Annotated in this window: 13 protein-coding genes, 6 tRNA genes and 3 rRNA genes; 2 read left to right on the top strand and 20 right to left on the bottom strand. The window is 53.7% G+C overall.

Going from position 1 to position 17280, the window contains the following annotated elements; genetic code table 11:
- Positions 1 to 112 precede the first annotated feature (112 nt).
- From rplL to tyrS, 20 genes are all read right to left on the bottom strand, one after another.
- Positions 113 to 478 carry a 50S ribosomal protein L7/L12 gene (gene rplL / locus HKK52_RS23890; protein WP_010467258.1) on the bottom strand — a complete coding sequence of 122 codons (366 nt, stop codon included), beginning with the start codon at positions 476 to 478 and terminating at the stop codon, positions 113 to 115.
- 80 nt (positions 479 to 558) lie between these two features.
- The gene (rplJ, locus tag HKK52_RS23885; protein ID WP_010467255.1) at positions 559 to 1059 is read right to left on the bottom strand and encodes a 50S ribosomal protein L10; all 501 of its coding nucleotides are present in this window, start codon (positions 1057 to 1059) and stop codon (positions 559 to 561) included.
- A gap of 198 nt (positions 1060 to 1257) precedes the next feature.
- Positions 1258 to 1953 carry a 50S ribosomal protein L1 gene (gene rplA / locus HKK52_RS23880; RefSeq protein WP_169372841.1) on the bottom strand — a complete coding sequence of 232 codons (696 nt, stop codon included), beginning with the start codon at positions 1951 to 1953 and terminating at the stop codon, positions 1258 to 1260.
- Complete coding sequence (rplK, locus tag HKK52_RS23875; RefSeq protein WP_003228756.1) at positions 1953 to 2384, bottom strand: 50S ribosomal protein L11; 432 nt, start codon at positions 2382 to 2384, stop codon at positions 1953 to 1955. Before rplK ends, rplA begins: the two co-directional genes overlap by 1 nt.
- A gap of 116 nt (positions 2385 to 2500) precedes the next feature.
- The gene (gene nusG, locus HKK52_RS23870) at positions 2501 to 3034 is read right to left on the bottom strand and encodes a transcription termination/antitermination protein NusG (protein ID WP_007896622.1); all 534 of its coding nucleotides are present in this window, start codon (positions 3032 to 3034) and stop codon (positions 2501 to 2503) included.
- Between the two features lie 9 nt (positions 3035 to 3043).
- Positions 3044 to 3412: a preprotein translocase subunit SecE gene (secE, locus tag HKK52_RS23865; protein WP_008145488.1), complete on the bottom strand. Its 369-nt coding sequence runs from the start codon at positions 3410 to 3412 to the stop codon at positions 3044 to 3046.
- 45 nt (positions 3413 to 3457) lie between these two features.
- Positions 3458 to 3533, bottom strand: a tRNA-Trp gene (locus tag HKK52_RS23860).
- A 53-nt stretch (positions 3534 to 3586) separates the two neighbouring features.
- Positions 3587 to 4780 carry an elongation factor Tu gene (gene tuf, locus HKK52_RS23855; RefSeq protein ID WP_007896619.1) on the bottom strand — a complete coding sequence of 398 codons (1194 nt, stop codon included), beginning with the start codon at positions 4778 to 4780 and terminating at the stop codon, positions 3587 to 3589.
- An 84-nt stretch (positions 4781 to 4864) separates the two neighbouring features.
- Positions 4865 to 4940: transfer RNA gene (locus HKK52_RS23850), tRNA-Thr, on the bottom strand.
- 26 nt (positions 4941 to 4966) lie between these two features.
- Positions 4967 to 5040, bottom strand: a tRNA-Gly gene (locus HKK52_RS23845).
- Between the two features lie 24 nt (positions 5041 to 5064).
- Positions 5065 to 5149, bottom strand: a tRNA-Tyr gene (locus tag HKK52_RS23840).
- 142 nt (positions 5150 to 5291) lie between these two features.
- On the bottom strand, positions 5292 to 5732 hold the full coding sequence (locus tag HKK52_RS23835; RefSeq protein WP_169372840.1) for a hypothetical protein: 441 nt from the start codon (positions 5730 to 5732) through the stop codon (positions 5292 to 5294).
- Positions 5733 to 5739: 7 nt separating this feature from the next.
- Complete coding sequence (locus tag HKK52_RS23830) at positions 5740 to 6489, bottom strand: pantothenate kinase (protein WP_169372839.1); 750 nt, start codon at positions 6487 to 6489, stop codon at positions 5740 to 5742.
- Positions 6479 to 7438 (bottom strand): bifunctional biotin--[acetyl-CoA-carboxylase] ligase/biotin operon repressor BirA, encoded by a 960-nt coding sequence (gene birA, locus HKK52_RS23825; RefSeq protein WP_169372838.1) that lies wholly within the window; start codon positions 7436 to 7438, stop codon positions 6479 to 6481. The genes HKK52_RS23830 and birA overlap by 11 nt, the downstream gene beginning before the upstream one ends.
- A 136-nt stretch (positions 7439 to 7574) precedes the next feature.
- A 5S ribosomal RNA gene (rrf, locus tag HKK52_RS23820) occupies positions 7575 to 7690 on the bottom strand.
- A gap of 157 nt (positions 7691 to 7847) precedes the next feature.
- Positions 7848 to 10738 (bottom strand): 23S ribosomal RNA (locus HKK52_RS23815).
- A gap of 234 nt (positions 10739 to 10972) precedes the next feature.
- Positions 10973 to 11048, bottom strand: a tRNA-Ala gene (locus HKK52_RS23810).
- 34 nt (positions 11049 to 11082) lie between these two features.
- Positions 11083 to 11159, bottom strand: a tRNA-Ile gene (locus HKK52_RS23805).
- An 83-nt stretch (positions 11160 to 11242) separates the two neighbouring features.
- Positions 11243 to 12781, bottom strand: a 16S ribosomal RNA gene (locus HKK52_RS23800).
- Together the 16S, 23S and 5S rRNA genes with 2 tRNA genes alongside form the textbook arrangement of a ribosomal RNA operon.
- A 552-nt stretch (positions 12782 to 13333) precedes the next feature.
- Positions 13334 to 14533: a tyrosine--tRNA ligase gene (gene tyrS / locus HKK52_RS23795; RefSeq protein ID WP_169372837.1), complete on the bottom strand. Its 1200-nt coding sequence runs from the start codon at positions 14531 to 14533 to the stop codon at positions 13334 to 13336.
- Between the two features lie 211 nt (positions 14534 to 14744).
- Here tyrS and HKK52_RS23790 point away from each other — a divergent pair, with 211 nt between their 5' ends.
- Positions 14745 to 16163: a peptidoglycan DD-metalloendopeptidase family protein gene (locus HKK52_RS23790; protein WP_169372836.1), complete on the top strand. Its 1419-nt coding sequence runs from the start codon at positions 14745 to 14747 to the stop codon at positions 16161 to 16163.
- Between the two features lie 2 nt (positions 16164 to 16165).
- Positions 16166 to 17257, top strand: a complete 1092-nt coding sequence (locus tag HKK52_RS23785) for an anhydro-N-acetylmuramic acid kinase (RefSeq protein WP_169372835.1) — start codon at positions 16166 to 16168, stop codon at positions 17255 to 17257.
- Positions 17258 to 17280: the final 23 nt, after the last annotated feature.

The following is a 17280-nucleotide window of genomic DNA, read 5'->3' as shown; positions in this document are numbered from 1 at the left end:
CGTTACCGGCACCGACCCAGTCGGCTGCCAATAACGGAAAAAGGCCGGTGGCAAGAGCCACCAGCCATCAGCCTTTCGCTTAACGCTCGGGCTGGAGACGCAAAGTCGATGCTTACTTCAGCTCGACTTTAGCGCCTGCTTCTTCCAGAGTGGCTTTGGCTTTGTCAGCTGCGTCTTTCGATACAGCTTCCAGAACCATGCCAGGAGCGCCGTCAACTACAGCCTTGGCTTCTTTCAAGCCCAGACCGGTCAGTTCACGTACTGCCTTGATCACGTTAACTTTCTTCTCGCCAGCTTCCAGCAGCATGACGTTGAATTCAGTTTGTTCTTCAACAACAGCAGCGACAGCAGCTGGACCAGCGGAAGCAGCGGCAGCGGAAACGCCGAACTTCTCTTCCATGGCCTTGATCAGCTCAACGATTTCCAGAACGGATTTTTCGCCGATTGCTTCGATGATTTGGTCGTTAGTCAGAGACATGACTATAAATTCCTGTATTGGGATGACAGCCTACGCGGCCATCGAAATAAACAATAAACGCTGAAAGGAGTCGCTCAGCCTTAGGCTGCGGCAGCTTCTTTCTGGTCGCGAAGAGCCGCCAGAGTACGAGCCAATTTGCTGGTTGCGCCTTGAATCACGCTCATCAGCTGAGAAATTGCTTCGTCACGGGTCGGCAGGCTTGCCAGTACGTCGATCTGATTAGCTGCGAGGAACTTGCCCTCGAACGCAGCTGCCTTGATCTCGAACTTATCCTGACCTTTTGCGAACTCTTTGAAGATACGAGCAGCAGCGCCCGGATGTTCTTTGGAGAATGCAATCAAGGTCGGGCCAGTGAACACGTCGTTGAGCACGTCATATTGAGTGCCAGCAACGGCGCGCTTGAGCAGGGTGTTACGTACAACACGTACGTAAACGCCAGCTTCACGAGCCTCTTTACGGAGTCCGGTCATAGCGCCTACTGTTACGCCACGGGCATCAGCCACGACAGCGGACAGAGCAACTTGGGCAGCCTTGTTGACTTCAGCGACGATGGCCTTCTTGTCTTCAAGTTTAATTGCCACGGGAAAAACTCCTGCTTGTTACCGTTTCATCCAACCGAGGCCAGATGTCGTTTTGGTGTCTGATTCGGTAAGGAACCGGGAGCACCATCTGCGTAGGCTTGGGGTTTAAGACTTGCGTCGCCTACGGTCTTGGATAGCCCCCGCCAGGCAGGGACCCCAATCTTTCAATTGGCGCAATCGCTTGCGCCAATCTATGTCTTACGCGTCGAGCGAGCCTTGGTCGATGACCAGGCCTGGACCCATGGTGGTGCTCAGGGTAACGCGCTTGACGTAAATACCTTTCGAGGAAGCAGGCTTGATACGCTTCAGATCAGCGATCAGGGCTTCAACGTTTTCCTTCAGCTTGACGGCGTCGAAACCGACCTTGCCAACGGAGGTGTGGATGATGCCGTTTTTGTCGGTGCGATAACGAACCTGACCAGCCTTGGCGTTTTTAACCGCGGTAGCTACGTCTGGGGTTACGGTGCCAACTTTAGGGTTAGGCATCAGGCCGCGCGGGCCCAGGATCTGACCCAACTGACCAACAACGCGCATTGCATCCGGGGATGCGATAACTACGTCATAGTTCAGGTCGCCGCCTTTCATTTCGGCAGCCAGATCGTCCATACCTACACGGTCAGCGCCGGCAGCCAGAGCGGCCTCAGCGGCTGGACCCTGGGTGAACACAGCAACGCGAACAGTCTTGCCAGTGCCGTGTGGCAGCACAGTAGCGCTACGAACGACCTGGTCGGATTTACGCGGGTCAACACCCAGGTTTACAGCAACGTCGAACGACTCGCTGAACTTGACAGTCGACAGCTCGGCCAGCAGGGAAGCAGCGTCTACAAAGTTGTAGGACTTGCCTGCTTCGATTTTGCCGGCGATAGCCTTTTGACGCTTGGTCAACTTAGCCATTACACACCCTCCACGTTAAGGCCCATGCTACGAGCAGAACCGGCGATAGTACGCACGGCTGCGTCCATATCAGCTGCAGTCAGATCCGCGTTTTTGGTTTTCGCGATTTCTTCCAGCTGAGCACGGGTCACGGTGCCAACCTTAACGGTGTTCGGACGAGCAGAACCGCTAGTCAGACCAGCAGCCTTCTTCAGCAGAACCGAAGCAGGTGTGGATTTGGTTTCGAAAGTGAAGCTACGATCGCTGTAGACAGTGATGATCACTGGAGTCGGCAGACCAGCTTCAAGACCCTGAGTACGGGCGTTGAAAGCCTTGCAGAATTCCATGATGTTCACGCCGTGCTGACCCAGTGCAGGACCAACAGGTGGGCTTGGGTTAGCCTGAGCGGCCTTCACTTGCAGCTTGATGTAAGCGGTAATCTTCTTGGCCATGAGGCACTCCAATTACGGGTTCGAACGCCTCGAAAGGCTCCCCGGTTACTTGCGCGTTTATCCCAGTGACGACAAAACCCCACAGCCTAGGCTGCGGGGTTGGGATGCTTGTTCAGCTAGACCTTTTCGACCTGGCTAAACTCCAGCTCTACCGGAGTAGAGCGACCGAAAATGAGCACTGCCACTTGGATCCGGCTCTTTTCGTAGTTAACTTCTTCGACCGTGCCAGTGAAATCAGCAAACGGCCCATCGTTGACACGTACCGATTCGCCTGGCTCGAAGAGTGTCTTCGGCTTCGGCTTGTCGCTACCATCAGCAACGCGACGCAGAATCGCTTCTGCCTCTTTATCTGTGATTGGCGCAGGCTTATCAGCAGTACCGCCGATAAAACCCATCACCCGAGGAGTATCCTTGACCAAGTGCCAAGTACCCTCATTCATGTCCATCTGAACCAGCACATAACCTGGGAAGAACTTGCGCTCGCTTTTGCGTTTCTGGCCATTACGCATTTCAACCACTTCTTCAGTGGGAACCAGAATTTCGCCGAAGCCATCTTCCATGCCAGCCAGCTTTACGCGCTCTACTAACGAGCGCATGACATGCTTCTCGTAACCGGAGTAAGCATGCACAACGTACCAACGCTTAGCCACGGGACACCCTTAGCCGACAATCAAGGAAACAAGCCAGCCGAGGAGGGAATCAAGCCCCCACAACAGCAACGCCATAACCAGAACAACAGCCACAACAATCAACGTGGTCTGCGTGGTTTCTTGGCGAGTTGGCCATACGACTTTACGAATCTCGGTGCGAGCTTCCTTAACCAGTACAAAGAAAGACTTGCCCTTGACTGTCTGCAGGCCTACAAAGGCAGCTACAGCAGCAATGGCGAGCAAAGCTAGCACGCGGTACAGGATCGGCGAAGCAGAGTAATACTGATTGCCAACAACGCCAACAACCACCAAAGCGACTACTACTAGCCACTTGAGCAGATCGAAGCGAGAGCCTTGAGCTTCAGCTTTAGGAGTCATCTATGAAGATCCTGTGAAAAGAAAGCCAGACACACCAAGTGAATCTGGCAGGTCAGGAGGGAATCGAACCCCCAACCTACGGTTTTGGAGACCGTCGCTCTGCCAATTGAGCTACTGACCTAAAACAAAATCAGGCCGACCATTATGCCGGCCTGAAAAAGACATTACAACAACTTACTCGATGACTTTAGCCACGACACCAGCGCCGACGGTACGACCGCCCTCACGGATAGCGAAACGAAGACCATCTTCCATCGCAATGGTTTTGATCAGCGTAACGGTCATCTGAACGTTATCACCAGGCATAACCATTTCAACGCCTTCTGGCAATTCGCAGTTACCGGTCACATCCGTAGTACGGAAGTAGAACTGTGGACGGTAACCCTTGAAGAACGGCGTATGACGACCACCTTCTTCCTTGCTCAGAACGTAAACCTCTGCAGTGAACTTGGTGTGAGGCTTGACAGTACCCGGCTTGACCAGCACCTGGCCACGCTCAACATCATCACGCTTGGTACCGCGCAGCAGCACACCACAGTTCTCGCCAGCACGACCTTCGTCGAGCAGCTTGCGGAACATCTCTACACCAGTGCAAGTAGTTTTGACCGTGTCGCGAAGACCAACAATCTCAACCTCTTCCTGAATGCGGACGATGCCACGCTCAACACGACCAGTCACAACCGTACCGCGACCAGAGATCGAGAACACATCCTCGATCGGCATCAGGAACGGCTTGTCGATCGCACGCTCAGGCTGCGGAATGTAGCTATCCAGGGTCTCGACCAACTTCTTGACGGCAGTCGTGCCCATCTCATTGTCGTCCTGACCGTTCAACGCCATCAGCGCAGAACCAATGATGATCGGAGTGTCATCACCTGGGAAATCATAAGTGCTCAGCAGATCACGCACTTCCATCTCAACCAGCTCCAGCAGCTCCGCGTCATCCACCATGTCAGCCTTGTTCAGGAAGACAACGATATACGGAACGCCAACCTGGCGAGAGAGCAAGATGTGCTCACGGGTTTGCGGCATCGGACCATCAGCGGCCGAGCAAACCAGAATCGCGCCATCCATCTGAGCAGCACCGGTGATCATGTTTTTTACATAATCGGCGTGACCTGGACAGTCAACGTGTGCGTAGTGACGCACGGCCGAATCGTATTCAACGTGAGCGGTGTTGATGGTGATACCACGAGCTTTTTCTTCTGGGGCGCTATCGATCTTGTCGAAGTCGACCTTTGCCGAACCGAAAACTTCGGAGCAGACACGGGTCAGGGCTGCGGTCAGAGTAGTTTTGCCATGGTCTACGTGACCAATGGTGCCTACGTTGACGTGCGGCTTATTACGTTCGAACTTTTCCTTAGCCATCGAAACAACCCCCAGCAGAAGAATTGAGCAAGTAACATCAGCCATTAAAACAAAGGCAGATATTTTCATATCTGCCTTGTTATATGGAGCTCTTGAGCGGATTTGAACCGCTGACCTCACCCTTACCAAGGGTGTGCTCTACCAACTGAGCTACAAGAGCGCAACACTTTGCAGGATCTGCAAACTTGGAGCGGGTAGCGGGAATCGAACCCGCATCATCAGCTTGGAAGGCTGAGGTTCTACCACTAAACTATACCCGCGGAGCTTGCAGCTCTCGCTAAAAATGGTGGAGGGGGAAGGATTCGAACCTTCGAAGTCGTAGACGTCAGATTTACAGTCTGATCCCTTTGGCCGCTCGGGAACCCCTCCTAAGCGAGCCGGCATTCTATATCATGCCAGCCTTCTGTCAAGCATTTTCTCATTAAAAACCTGAGGTTAGCTGCGTTGACGTCGTTTCACACTGCTTACCGTTAAAGGTCTTCACTGCGAAGCGGGCGCCATTCTATTCAAACTACTCGGCGGGTGCAACCCCCTCGCACGGCATTATTTTATGTTTTAACTCATTGAATTCTCTAGAAAGGTTTTGCAACTTCGAGTCATCCAGCAAACGCCGGCTTTCAGGGGCAACACGAAGCCAGAATCCTCCAAGTTCAGGGCCGTCCTTAGGCAATACCTGACCCCTGACATCCATACCACTCAACCGACGCTCAGCTGTCTGCGCAGTTTCTTGCCGAGCGAAACCTCCCACATAGAGACAATCACCGTCCACCTGGAGTGGCTTTCCTTTATCGCGAGCAACGTCAGTCGCCTCGCTCAACAAGCGAATGTCCTGCTGTGAGCCTCGATACAGACTCAAAGGCGTCACATCTTTCGCACGAAGAGGCGCCTCCTGTTGATGCCAGACGTAATAAAAAACATTGAGAACGAGCAACAGCAGAAACAACCAACGCATAAAAACCTCAAGGCAAGGGACACGCCATAGCCAAACCTACAAACACCAGATCAGGAACGACTTTGGCATCAGGTACGATCCCGGCAACCAGGTCAGCATCACCGCCAGTAAGGAAGACTGTGAAACCATCCCCCCAGTAGCTGCGCGCCAACTGGAGCTGAGTCAGGACAAACCCCTGAAGCATCAAGGAACATCCTCTCTCAACTGCCTCGACAGTTGTGCGGCCCGGAGCAAGACTTTCAAGTGCGCGCTCAGCCGCAAGATCGCCATAGCGGATTCGCCGGGTGTGGGTGCGCAGCTGATTGCGCATCAAAGGCATTCCCGGACAAATGAATCCCCCTAGATGCTCTCCGTCGCCCGCTATAAAGTCAGCAGTGACCGCCGTACCGAAATCCAATACAAGACAGGCACCCGAGGCCAGGTGGAACCCACCGAGCATCGCAAGCCAGCGATCAAGACCAAGCCTTTCGTAATCTTCATAGCCATTGCGCACACCGGATATTTCACGGGCTGACACCGCGCAAACAACGGACACCCCAAATGCGCCAATCAAAAGGGAAGTCAGGGCGCTGGTCTCTTCAGCAGTCCTGACACTTACCAATCGACAATGCTTCAGAGCCAACCCGCTGAGCTGCTTCAAACCTTCCAGTAACGCAATATCCGAATCGACAACACCTTCTGCGACCACCAGCCGGACGTCCGCACCGAGCACTCGCCACTTTATAAAGCTATTACCGCAGTCGAGCTCAAGAATCATCACGCAACCTCAAACTGAGCTCACCGCCACTAAAGACCTTTTCCACTCCATCCACCTTCAAGCGCAAGGCACCCTGACTATCGATACCCATTACAACGCCATCTATCTGGTTGACGCCGGCAATCAACGAGACAGCCCGCCCTTGCCACAGATGATTTTGCTCCCACTCAGCATGGATAGCTGAAAATCCATCGCGCTGATGACGATTCAAGTACGCCTGGAGCATCAACCCCAACTCCACCGCCAAGAGATTGCGGTCAAAGACCCTGCCAGACTCAAGCCACATGGACGTCCACTGCTGATCAACCTCGTCGGCGACCTGCATGTTTACGTTGATTCCGACACCCAACACCACGTGACACACATCCGCAGGATCGCCCACCAACTCAAGGAGTATGCCGGCGATCTTTTTCTGGCCAACAAGAAGATCATTGGGCCATTTCAGCCCTACCCCAGAAACGCCCTGCTTGCGCAAGGCGTGCATTACCGCAAGCCCCACGACCAAACTCAAACCTTCCAGCTGCCGCATTCCACCCTCTATGCGAAGCACAAGGCTGTAGTAGAGGTTTTCTGCAAATGGACTCACCCACTTGCGACCTCGCCTTCCGCGGCCGGCAGTCTGTCGCTCTGCAAGCACCAGGAATGGCGCAGCCTGACCCCGCTCGATAGCGCGCAAGGCCTCTGCGTTAGTAGAGTCGATGGAATCAAAGACATGGGCGGACCAACCGCAAATAGAAGACTTGCCATCTATTTCCACAGGATCAAGCAACGTCAATGGCGCAGCCAATTGATAACCGCGACCGCGCACCTTATGAATTGACAGCCCCAACTCAGCCTCTAAATGCTGAAGTTGCTTCCATACAGCACTTCGGCTGACACCCAGGGCAATGCCCAAGGCTTCGCCTGAATGGAATCGGCCATCCTTTAGAAGCTTTAACAACGTCAGCATGCAAGTCTCGCCTCACAATGAGGCCCGAATGATAGCCATGCCCCGAGCCGTTGCATAGAAACCCTACGGGGCGGATTTTTCTTCGGACAAAACAAAACCCCTACCTGCATACGCAGATAGGGGTTTCGGAATTTAATCTTGACGATGACCTACTCTCACATGGGGAAACCCCACACTACCATCGGCGATGCATCGTTTCACTGCTGAGTTCGGGATGGGATCAGGTGGTTCCAATGCTCTATGGTCGTCAAGAAATTCGGTAGCCAGCTCGTTTGCCTTTTCAGGTTCACGCTCCAGCGAATGGGTATGCGATAGATTTGTGTGTTTTTTGCTGCGAACTTTCGGTTCATTGCGTCTTCACACACCGCAATCTGGTCTCTCTCGAGTTCACAAATTGCTTGGGTGTTATATGGTCAAGCCTCACGGGCAATTAGTATTGGTTAGCTCAACGCCTCACAGCGCTTACACACCCAACCTATCAACGTCGTAGTCTTCGACGGCCCTTCAGGGGACTCAAGGTCCCAGTGAGATCTCATCTTGAGGCTAGTTTCCCGCTTAGATGCTTTCAGCGGTTATCTATTCCGAACATAGCTACCCGGCAATGCCACTGGCGTGACAACCGGAACACCAGAGGTTCGTCCACTCCGGTCCTCTCGTACTAGGAGCAGCCCCTCTCAAATCTCAAACGTCCACGGCAGATAGGGACCGAACTGTCTCACGACGTTCTAAACCCAGCTCGCGTACCACTTTAAATGGCGAACAGCCATACCCTTGGGACCGGCTTCAGCCCCAGGATGTGATGAGCCGACATCGAGGTGCCAAACACCGCCGTCGATATGAACTCTTGGGCGGTATCAGCCTGTTATCCCCGGAGTACCTTTTATCCGTTGAGCGATGGCCCTTCCATACAGAACCACCGGATCACTAAGACCTACTTTCGTACCTGCTCGACGTGTCTGTCTCGCAGTCAAGCGCGCTTTTGCCTTTATACTCTACGACCGATTTCCGACCGGTCTGAGCGCACCTTCGTACTCCTCCGTTACTCTTTAGGAGGAGACCGCCCCAGTCAAACTACCCACCATACACTGTCCTCGATCCGGATAACGGACCTGAGTTAGAACCTCAAAGTTGCCAGGGTGGTATTTCAAGGTTGGCTCCACGCGAACTGGCGTCCACGCTTCAAAGCCTCCCACCTATCCTACACAAGCAAATTCAAAGTCCAGTGCAAAGCTATAGTAAAGGTTCACGGGGTCTTTCCGTCTAGCCGCGGATACACTGCATCTTCACAGCGATTTCAATTTCACTGAGTCTCGGGTGGAGACAGCGCCGCCATCGTTACGCCATTCGTGCAGGTCGGAACTTACCCGACAAGGAATTTCGCTACCTTAGGACCGTTATAGTTACGGCCGCCGTTTACCGGGGCTTCGATCAAGAGCTTCGCGTTAGCTAACCCCATCAATTAACCTTCCGGCACCGGGCAGGCGTCACACCCTATACGTCCACTTTCGTGTTTGCAGAGTGCTGTGTTTTTAATAAACAGTCGCAGCGGCCTGGTATCTTCGACCGGCATGGGCTTACGCAGTAAATGCTTCACCCTCACCGGCGCACCTTCTCCCGAAGTTACGGTGCCATTTTGCCTAGTTCCTTCACCCGAGTTCTCTCAAGCGCCTTGGTATTCTCTACCCAACCACCTGTGTCGGTTTGGGGTACGGTTCCTGGTTACCTGAAGCTTAGAAGCTTTTCTTGGAAGCATGGCATCAACCACTTCGTGTTCTAAAAGAACACTCGTCATCAGCTCTCGGCCTTAGAATCCCGGATTTACCTAAGATTCCAGCCTACCACCTTAAACTTGGACAACCAACGCCAAGCTGGCCTAGCCTTCTCCGTCCCTCCATCGCAATAACCAGAAGTACAGGAATATTAACCTGTTTTCCATCGACTACGCTTTTCAGCCTCGCCTTAGGGACCGACTAACCCTGCGTCGATTAACGTTGCGCAGGAAACCTTGGTCTTTCGGCGTGGGTGTTTTTCACACCCATTGTCGTTACTCATGTCAGCATTCGCACTTCTGATACCTCCAGCAAGCTTCTCAACTCACCTTCACAGGCTTACAGAACGCTCCTCTACCGCATCACCTAAGTGATACCCGTAGCTTCGGTGTATGGTTTGAGCCCCGTTACATCTTCCGCGCAGGCCGACTCGACTAGTGAGCTATTACGCTTTCTTTAAAGGGTGGCTGCTTCTAAGCCAACCTCCTAGCTGTCTAAGCCTTCCCACATCGTTTCCCACTTAACCATAACTTTGGGACCTTAGCTGACGGTCTGGGTTGTTTCCCTTTTCACGACGGACGTTAGCACCCGCCGTGTGTCTCCCATGCTCGGCACTTGTAGGTATTCGGAGTTTGCATCGGTTTGGTAAGTCGGGATGACCCCCTAGCCGAAACAGTGCTCTACCCCCTACAGTGATACATGAGGCGCTACCTAAATAGCTTTCGAGGAGAACCAGCTATCTCCGAGCTTGATTAGCCTTTCACTCCGATCCACAGGTCATCCGCTAACTTTTCAACGGTAGTCGGTTCGGTCCTCCAGTTAGTGTTACCCAACCTTCAACCTGCCCATGGATAGATCGCCCGGTTTCGGGTCTATTCCCAGCGACTAGACGCCCTATTAAGACTCGCTTTCGCTACGCCTCCCTATTCGGTTAAGCTCGCCACTGAAAATAAGTCGCTGACCCATTATACAAAAGGTACGCAGTCACCCAACAAAGTGGGCTCCCACTGCTTGTACGCATACGGTTTCAGGATCTATTTCACTCCCCTCTCCGGGGTTCTTTTCGCCTTTCCCTCACGGTACTAGTTCACTATCGGTCAGTCAGTAGTATTTAGCCTTGGAGGATGGTCCCCCCATATTCAGACAAAGTTTCTCGTGCTCCGTCCTACTCGATTTCATGACTAAGAGATTTTCGCGTACAGGGCTATCACCCACTATGGCCGTACTTTCCAGAACGTTCCGCTAATCTCAAAGCCACTTAAGGGCTAGTCCCCGTTCGCTCGCCACTACTAAGGGAATCTCGGTTGATTTCTTTTCCTCAGGGTACTTAGATGTTTCAGTTCCCCTGGTTCGCTTCTTAAGCCTATGTATTCAGCTTAAGATACCTAACTTATGTTAGGTGGGTTCCCCCATTCAGACATCTCCGGATCAAAGTCTGTTTGCCGACTCCCCGAAGCTTTTCGCAGGCTACCACGTCTTTCATCGCCTCTGACTGCCAAGGCATCCACCGTATGCGCTTCTTCACTTGACCATATAACCCCAAGCAATCTGGTTATACTGTGAAGACGACATTCGCCGAAAATTCGCAATTACTCACAAATTTTACCTTAGCCTGATCCGTTACCAGTGAAAGTAACGTTCAGTCTATCTTTCTATCACATACCCAAATTTTTAAAGAACGATCTAATCAAAGACTAGAAATCAACATTCATCACCGTCTTGGTGGAATGCTCATTTCTAAGCTTTCAACAAACAGAAGCAGTAGTGGTGGAGCCAAACGGGATCGAACCGTTGACCTCCTGCGTGCAAGGCAGGCGCTCTCCCAGCTGAGCTATGGCCCCGTATTTCTACAGGCGTTTCCCACACAAGCAAAATTGGTGGGTCTGGGCAGATTCGAACTGCCGACCTCACCCTTATCAGGGGTGCGCTCTAACCAACTGAGCTACAGACCCAATTTCGGGCTGCTTCTTTATCGTCTTCTTCAATGAATCAAGCAATTCGTGTGGGAACTTATGGAGCAGCTGATGTCGTCGATTAAGGAGGTGATCCAGCCGCAGGTTCCCCTACGGCTACCTTGTTACGACTTCACCCCAGTCATGAATCACACCGTGGTAACCGTCCTCCCGAAGGTTAGACTAGCTACTTCTGGTGCAACCCACTCCCATGGTGTGACGGGCGGTGTGTACAAGGCCCGGGAACGTATTCACCGCGACATTCTGATTCGCGATTACTAGCGATTCCGACTTCACGCAGTCGAGTTGCAGACTGCGATCCGGACTACGATCGGTTTTCTGGGATTAGCTCCACCTCGCGGCTTGGCAACCCTCTGTACCGACCATTGTAGCACGTGTGTAGCCCAGGCCGTAAGGGCCATGATGACTTGACGTCATCCCCACCTTCCTCCGGTTTGTCACCGGCAGTCTCCTTAGAGTGCCCACCATAACGTGCTGGTAACTAAGGACAAGGGTTGCGCTCGTTACGGGACTTAACCCAACATCTCACGACACGAGCTGACGACAGCCATGCAGCACCTGTCTCAATGTTCCCGAAGGCACCAATCCATCTCTGGAAAGTTCATTGGATGTCAAGGCCTGGTAAGGTTCTTCGCGTTGCTTCGAATTAAACCACATGCTCCACCGCTTGTGCGGGCCCCCGTCAATTCATTTGAGTTTTAACCTTGCGGCCGTACTCCCCAGGCGGTCAACTTAATGCGTTAGCTGCGCCACTAAGAGCTCAAGGCTCCCAACGGCTAGTTGACATCGTTTACGGCGTGGACTACCAGGGTATCTAATCCTGTTTGCTCCCCACGCTTTCGCACCTCAGTGTCAGTATCAGTCCAGGTGGTCGCCTTCGCCACTGGTGTTCCTTCCTATATCTACGCATTTCACCGCTACACAGGAAATTCCACCACCCTCTACCATACTCTAGCTCGACAGTTTTGAATGCAGTTCCCAGGTTGAGCCCGGGGATTTCACATCCAACTTAACGAACCACCTACGCGCGCTTTACGCCCAGTAATTCCGATTAACGCTTGCACCCTCTGTATTACCGCGGCTGCTGGCACAGAGTTAGCCGGTGCTTATTCTGTCGGTAACGTCAAAACACTTACGTATTAGGTAAATGCCCTTCCTCCCAACTTAAAGTGCTTTACAATCCGAAGACCTTCTTCACACACGCGGCATGGCTGGATCAGGCTTTCGCCCATTGTCCAATATTCCCCACTGCTGCCTCCCGTAGGAGTCTGGACCGTGTCTCAGTTCCAGTGTGACTGATCATCCTCTCAGACCAGTTACGGATCGTCGCCTTGGTGAGCCATTACCTCACCAACTAGCTAATCCGACCTAGGCTCATCTGATAGCGCAAGGCCCGAAGGTCCCCTGCTTTCTCCCGTAGGACGTATGCGGTATTAGCGTCCGTTTCCGAGCGTTATCCCCCACTACCAGGCAGATTCCTAGGCATTACTCACCCGTCCGCCGCTCGCCACCAAGTACAAGTACCCGTGCTGCCGCTCGACTTGCATGTGTTAGGCCTGCCGCCAGCGTTCAATCTGAGCCATGATCAAACTCTTCAGTTCAAACATCTTTGGGTTTTTAAGAAACCCTAAACTTGGCTCAGCAATCGTTGGTTACATCTTTGATTTCTCGCGGAGTAACTTGTGACGCTGATAATCTTGTTGACTATCAGTCTGACGCCACAAGCACCCACACGAATTGCTTGATTCAGTTGTTAAAGAGCGGTGGGTTAAGATCTTTCGTCTCAACCGAGGCGCGCATTCTACAGCAGCGCCAGTTACTGTCAAGCGGTTATTTTCAGAAGTTTTCAAAGTTTCCTTTGCAACTTCAACCACTTGCGCTTCCGATCTCTCGTTAGCGGGAGGCGAATTCTACAGCGTTACTCGCTGCTGTCAACACCTCTTTTGTTCCGCTTTCGACCGAGAAGATCGAACCGTCAATCAAGCCAAACAACGCCGCTCAACCAACTCCTTCTGGGCTTCGATGACCTGAAGCAACTCGCTGTCGAAAACCGCGTAACTCTTTGTTTACCAAGGAGTTTTCCGTTTCGACTGCGCCGGAAGTGGGGCGAATTATAGACTTCCAGAATCTGCCGTCAAGCACTGATTTCAGCTTTATTCGGATTTGAGCGTAATACGCGCAAATGCCTTCTTCCCAGCCTGACAAACATGGGTCGCGCCCAGTACGTATATAAAGGTGCGATCGACAACCTCACCATCTATACGCACGCCACCCGAATTCAGGAGGTCGCGCGCCACTGCTGAGTTCTTCACCAGGCCTGCCTTATTAAGGACAGCAGCAATCGGCATATCTTCAGCAGCAGTCAGCTCGATCTCTGGCAGATCATCTGGCAGCTCGCCTTCCTTCATACGGTTACCCGCCGCACGGTGAGCATTGGCCGCAGCCTCTTCACCATGAAAGCGCGCAACGATCTCTTCGGCGAGCTTGATTTTGATGTCCCGCGGATTGGCGCCTGCCTCGACATCAGCACGAAACGCATTGATCTCATCCATGGAACGGAAGCTGAGCAATTCGAAATAGCGCCACATCAGCACATCCGGAATAGAAACCAGCTTGCTGTACATGACACCCGGCGCTTCCTGAATACCGACGTAGTTGCCCAGCGACTTGGACATCTTCTTCACGCCGTCCAGACCTTCGAGCAACGGCATGGTCAGAATGCACTGAGGCTCCTGACCATAACCACGCTGCAGCTCACGCCCCATCAGCAGGTTGAATTTCTGATCAGTACCGCCCAGCTCGACATCCGCGCGCAAGGCAACCGAGTCATAACCCTGAACCAGCGGATAGAGAAACTCGTGAATCGCGATCGGCTGATTGGTGGTGTAGCGCTTGTCGAAGTCATCGCGCTCAAGCATACGAGCCACGGTGTACTGCGAAGTCAGGCGAATGAAGTCGGCGGGCCCCATCTGATCCATCCAGGTGGAGTTGAACGCCACTTCGGTTTTGGCCGGATCAAGGATCTTGAAAACCTGAGTCTTGTAGGTCTCGGCATTCTCGAGCACCTGCTCGCGGGTCAGCGGAGGGCGGGTGGCACTCTTGCCACTCGGATCGCCGATCATCCCGGTGAAGTCTCCTATAAGGAAGATCACCTGGTGGCCCAGCTCCTGGAACTGACGCAGCTTATTAATAAGCACCGTATGGCCCAGGTGCAAATCTGGCGCGGTCGGATCGAAGCCCGCCTTAATACGTAGCGGCTGGCCACGCTTGAGCTTTTCGATCAACTCGGACTCGACCAACAGTTCTTCTGCACCACGTTTGATCAGCGCTAGCTGCTCTTCAACCGACTTCATAACAGACCCGCAAGGCTCAGATTCAAAGGGAACCAACCATACAAGATCGCGCACCAAATACAAGTTTTGCCCAGCGCACGCACGCCAATCCACGGACGGAGCATCCGCAGGCTTGCTTCAGAGATGATTTGGTTATATTTTATACAGTTATTTCATCTTCATCATGTCATTCATCTTTTCCAATTCATCTTCTCAAAGTCAAAAATTACCTATGACCACAGAACCGTCTAAAGCGCCGCCGCTTTACCCGAAGACCCACCTGCTCGCCGCAAGTGGGATCGCCGCTCTTCTCAGCCTGGCACTCCTGGTATTCCCTTCCAGTGATGTTGAAGCCAAAAAGACGACCCTGAGCCTTGAACTGGAAAGTCCTGCTGAACAACTGACACAAGATCAAGACGCTGCCGAGGCCGTTCAAGCCACAAATGAACCGGCAGCCTCCCCTTTCGCGCAGATCGAAGACAGCGCCGAAGACACCAAGGAAACCGCTCAGGCCGCCCCTGTGCCAGCGGTCGAACCCAAGAAAGCACCCAACCATAAAGAAGTCATTGTTGGCAAAGGCGACACCCTCTCTACCCTGTTTGCAAAGGTCGGCCTGCCAGCCGCCTCGGTGCATGAAATCCTGGCCAGCGACAAGCAAGCCAAGCAGTTCAGCCAACTCAAGCATGGCCAGAAGCTCGAATTCGAACTGAACCCTGAAGGCCAGTTGACCAACCTGCACAGCAAGGTCAGCGACCTCGAAAGCATCACCCTGACCAAGAATGACAAGGGTTATGTGTTCAACCGAATTACCGCCAAACCGACCGTGCGCTCTGCCTATGTTCACGGCGTGATCAATAGCTCACTGTCGCAGTCCGCTGCCCGCGCCGGCCTGTCCCACAGCCTGACCATGGACATGGCCAGCGTGTTTGGCTACGACGTCGACTTCGCCCAGGACATTCGCCAGGGTGACGAATTCGATGTGATCTACGAACAGAAAGTCGTCAACGGCAAGGCTGTCGGTACCGGCCCGATCCTGTCCGCACGCTTCACCAACCGCGGCAAGACCTACACCGCCGTGCGTTACATCAACAAACAAGGCAACAGCAGCTATTACACGGCCGACGGCAACAGCATGCGCAAAGCATTCATCCGTACGCCGGTAGACTTCGCCCGCATCAGCTCGAAATTCTCCATGGGCCGCAAGCACCCGATCCTGAACAAGATCCGCGCGCACAAAGGTGTCGATTACGCAGCACCACGCGGTACGCCGATCAAGGCTACCGGCGACGGCAAAGTCTTGCTGGCCGGTCGCCGCGGCGGTTATGGCAACACCATCATCATCCAGCACGGCAACACCTACCGTACGTTGTACGGCCACATGCAAGGTTTCGCCAAAGGCGTGCAGACTGGCGGCAGCGTCAAACAAGGCCAGGTGATCGGCTACATCGGCACCACCGGCCTGTCCACCGGCCCGCACTTGCACTATGAATTCCAGGTTAATGGCGTGCACGTCGATCCACTGGGTCAGAAATTGCCGATGGCTGACCCGATTGCCAAAGGCGAGCGCTCGCGGTTCCTCGCGCAAAGCCAGCCGTTGATGGCTCGGATGGACCAAGAGAAGGCCACCATGCTCGCGTCGAGCAAACGCTAAGTATGGCGCTCTATATAGGCGTGATGTCCGGGACCAGCCTCGATGGCCTGGACATTGCGCTGATCGAGCAAACCTCGGCGATCAAACTGATCGCCACGCACTACATTCCCATGCCTGAATCCCTGCGCGCCGAGCTGCTTGGCTTGTGCGCCAGTGGTCCGGACGAGATTGCCCGCTCCGCCATTGCCCAGCAGAACTGGGTGACACTGGCGGCACAGGGCATTCACACCCTCCTTGATCAACAAAACCTGAAAGCCGAAGACATTCGCGCGATTGGCAGCCATGGCCAGACCATTCGCCACGAACCGGCACGCGGGTTCACTGTACAAATCGGCAACCCTGCCCTGCTGACCGAGTTGACAGGCATCACCGTCGTCGGTGATTTCCGCAGCCGCGACGTCGCCGCCGGTGGCCAGGGGGCACCACTGGTCCCCGCCTTCCACGAAGCCTTGTTTGAAGAACGACCAGGTAACCGCGCTGTATTGAATGTCGGCGGTTTCAGCAATCTCAGCCTGATTGAGCCTGGTAAACCTGTCGCCGGTTTCGACTGCGGCCCGGGGAATGTCCTGCTGGACGCCTGGATTCACCAGCAACGTGGCGATAATTTTGATCGTGACGGCCAATGGGCAGCCAGCGGCAAGGTTGAGCCAACTCTGCTAAACGAGCTACTCAGCGATCCATTCTTCGTGACCAAAGGCCCCAAGAGCACCGGCCGCGAAGTGTTCAACCTGCCCTGGCTAATACAGCATCTGTCGCACTTGCCCGTCTTCGCGCCTGAAGACGTGCAGGCGACCCTGCTCGAATTGACCGCCCTGACTATCGTCGAGTCACTGCAAAGTGCGCAGTCGGAAACCCGGGAGTTGCTGGTCTGCGGCGGCGGCGCGCATAACGCCACACTAATGGCCCGTTTAGCGAGCTTGCTGCCAAATGCCAAGGTCAGCAGCACGATGGCTTATGGCGTAGACCCGGACTGGGTCGAAGCGATGGCCTTCGCCTGGCTGGCCCATTGCTGCCTCGAAGGCATCGCTGCCAACCGCCCCAGCGTCACCGGTGCCCGCGGCTTGCGCATCCTCGGCGCCATCTACCCCGCTTGAATCACAGACAGCAAAACGCCGCA

This window comes from Pseudomonas sp. ADAK2 (genome assembly GCF_012935755.1).
GTDB lineage: Bacteria > Pseudomonadota > Gammaproteobacteria > Pseudomonadales > Pseudomonadaceae > Aquipseudomonas.
Note: the sequence above shows the minus strand (reverse complement) of the source record. Positions and strands in the feature narration are given on the sequence as shown.

Bases quoted from the DNA above. Each gene is read 5' to 3' on its own strand.
- rplL (WP_010467258.1), bottom strand. From the start codon at position 478: ATGTCTCTGACTAACGACCAAATCATCGAAGCAATCGGCGAAAAATCC.
- birA (WP_169372838.1), bottom strand. From the start codon at position 7,438: ATGCTGACGTTGTTAAAGCTTCTAAAGGATGGCCGATTCCATTCAGGC.
- tyrS (WP_169372837.1), bottom strand. From the start codon at position 14,533: ATGAAGTCGGTTGAAGAGCAGCTAGCGCTGATCAAACGTGGTGCAGAA.
- rplK (WP_003228756.1), bottom strand. From the start codon at position 2,384: ATGGCCAAGAAGATTACCGCTTACATCAAGCTGCAAGTGAAGGCCGCT.
- secE (WP_008145488.1), bottom strand. From the start codon at position 3,412: ATGACTCCTAAAGCTGAAGCTCAAGGCTCTCGCTTCGATCTGCTCAAG.
- tuf (WP_007896619.1), bottom strand. From the start codon at position 4,780: ATGGCTAAGGAAAAGTTCGAACGTAATAAGCCGCACGTCAACGTAGGC.
- HKK52_RS23830 (WP_169372839.1), bottom strand. From the start codon at position 6,489: ATGATTCTTGAGCTCGACTGCGGTAATAGCTTTATAAAGTGGCGAGTG.
- HKK52_RS23785 (WP_169372835.1), top strand. From the start codon at position 16,166: ATGGCGCTCTATATAGGCGTGATGTCCGGGACCAGCCTCGATGGCCTG.
- HKK52_RS23835 (WP_169372840.1), bottom strand. From the start codon at position 5,732: ATGCGTTGGTTGTTTCTGCTGTTGCTCGTTCTCAATGTTTTTTATTAC.
- HKK52_RS23790 (WP_169372836.1), top strand. From the start codon at position 14,745: ATGACCACAGAACCGTCTAAAGCGCCGCCGCTTTACCCGAAGACCCAC.
- rplA (WP_169372841.1), bottom strand. From the start codon at position 1,953: ATGGCTAAGTTGACCAAGCGTCAAAAGGCTATCGCCGGCAAAATCGAA.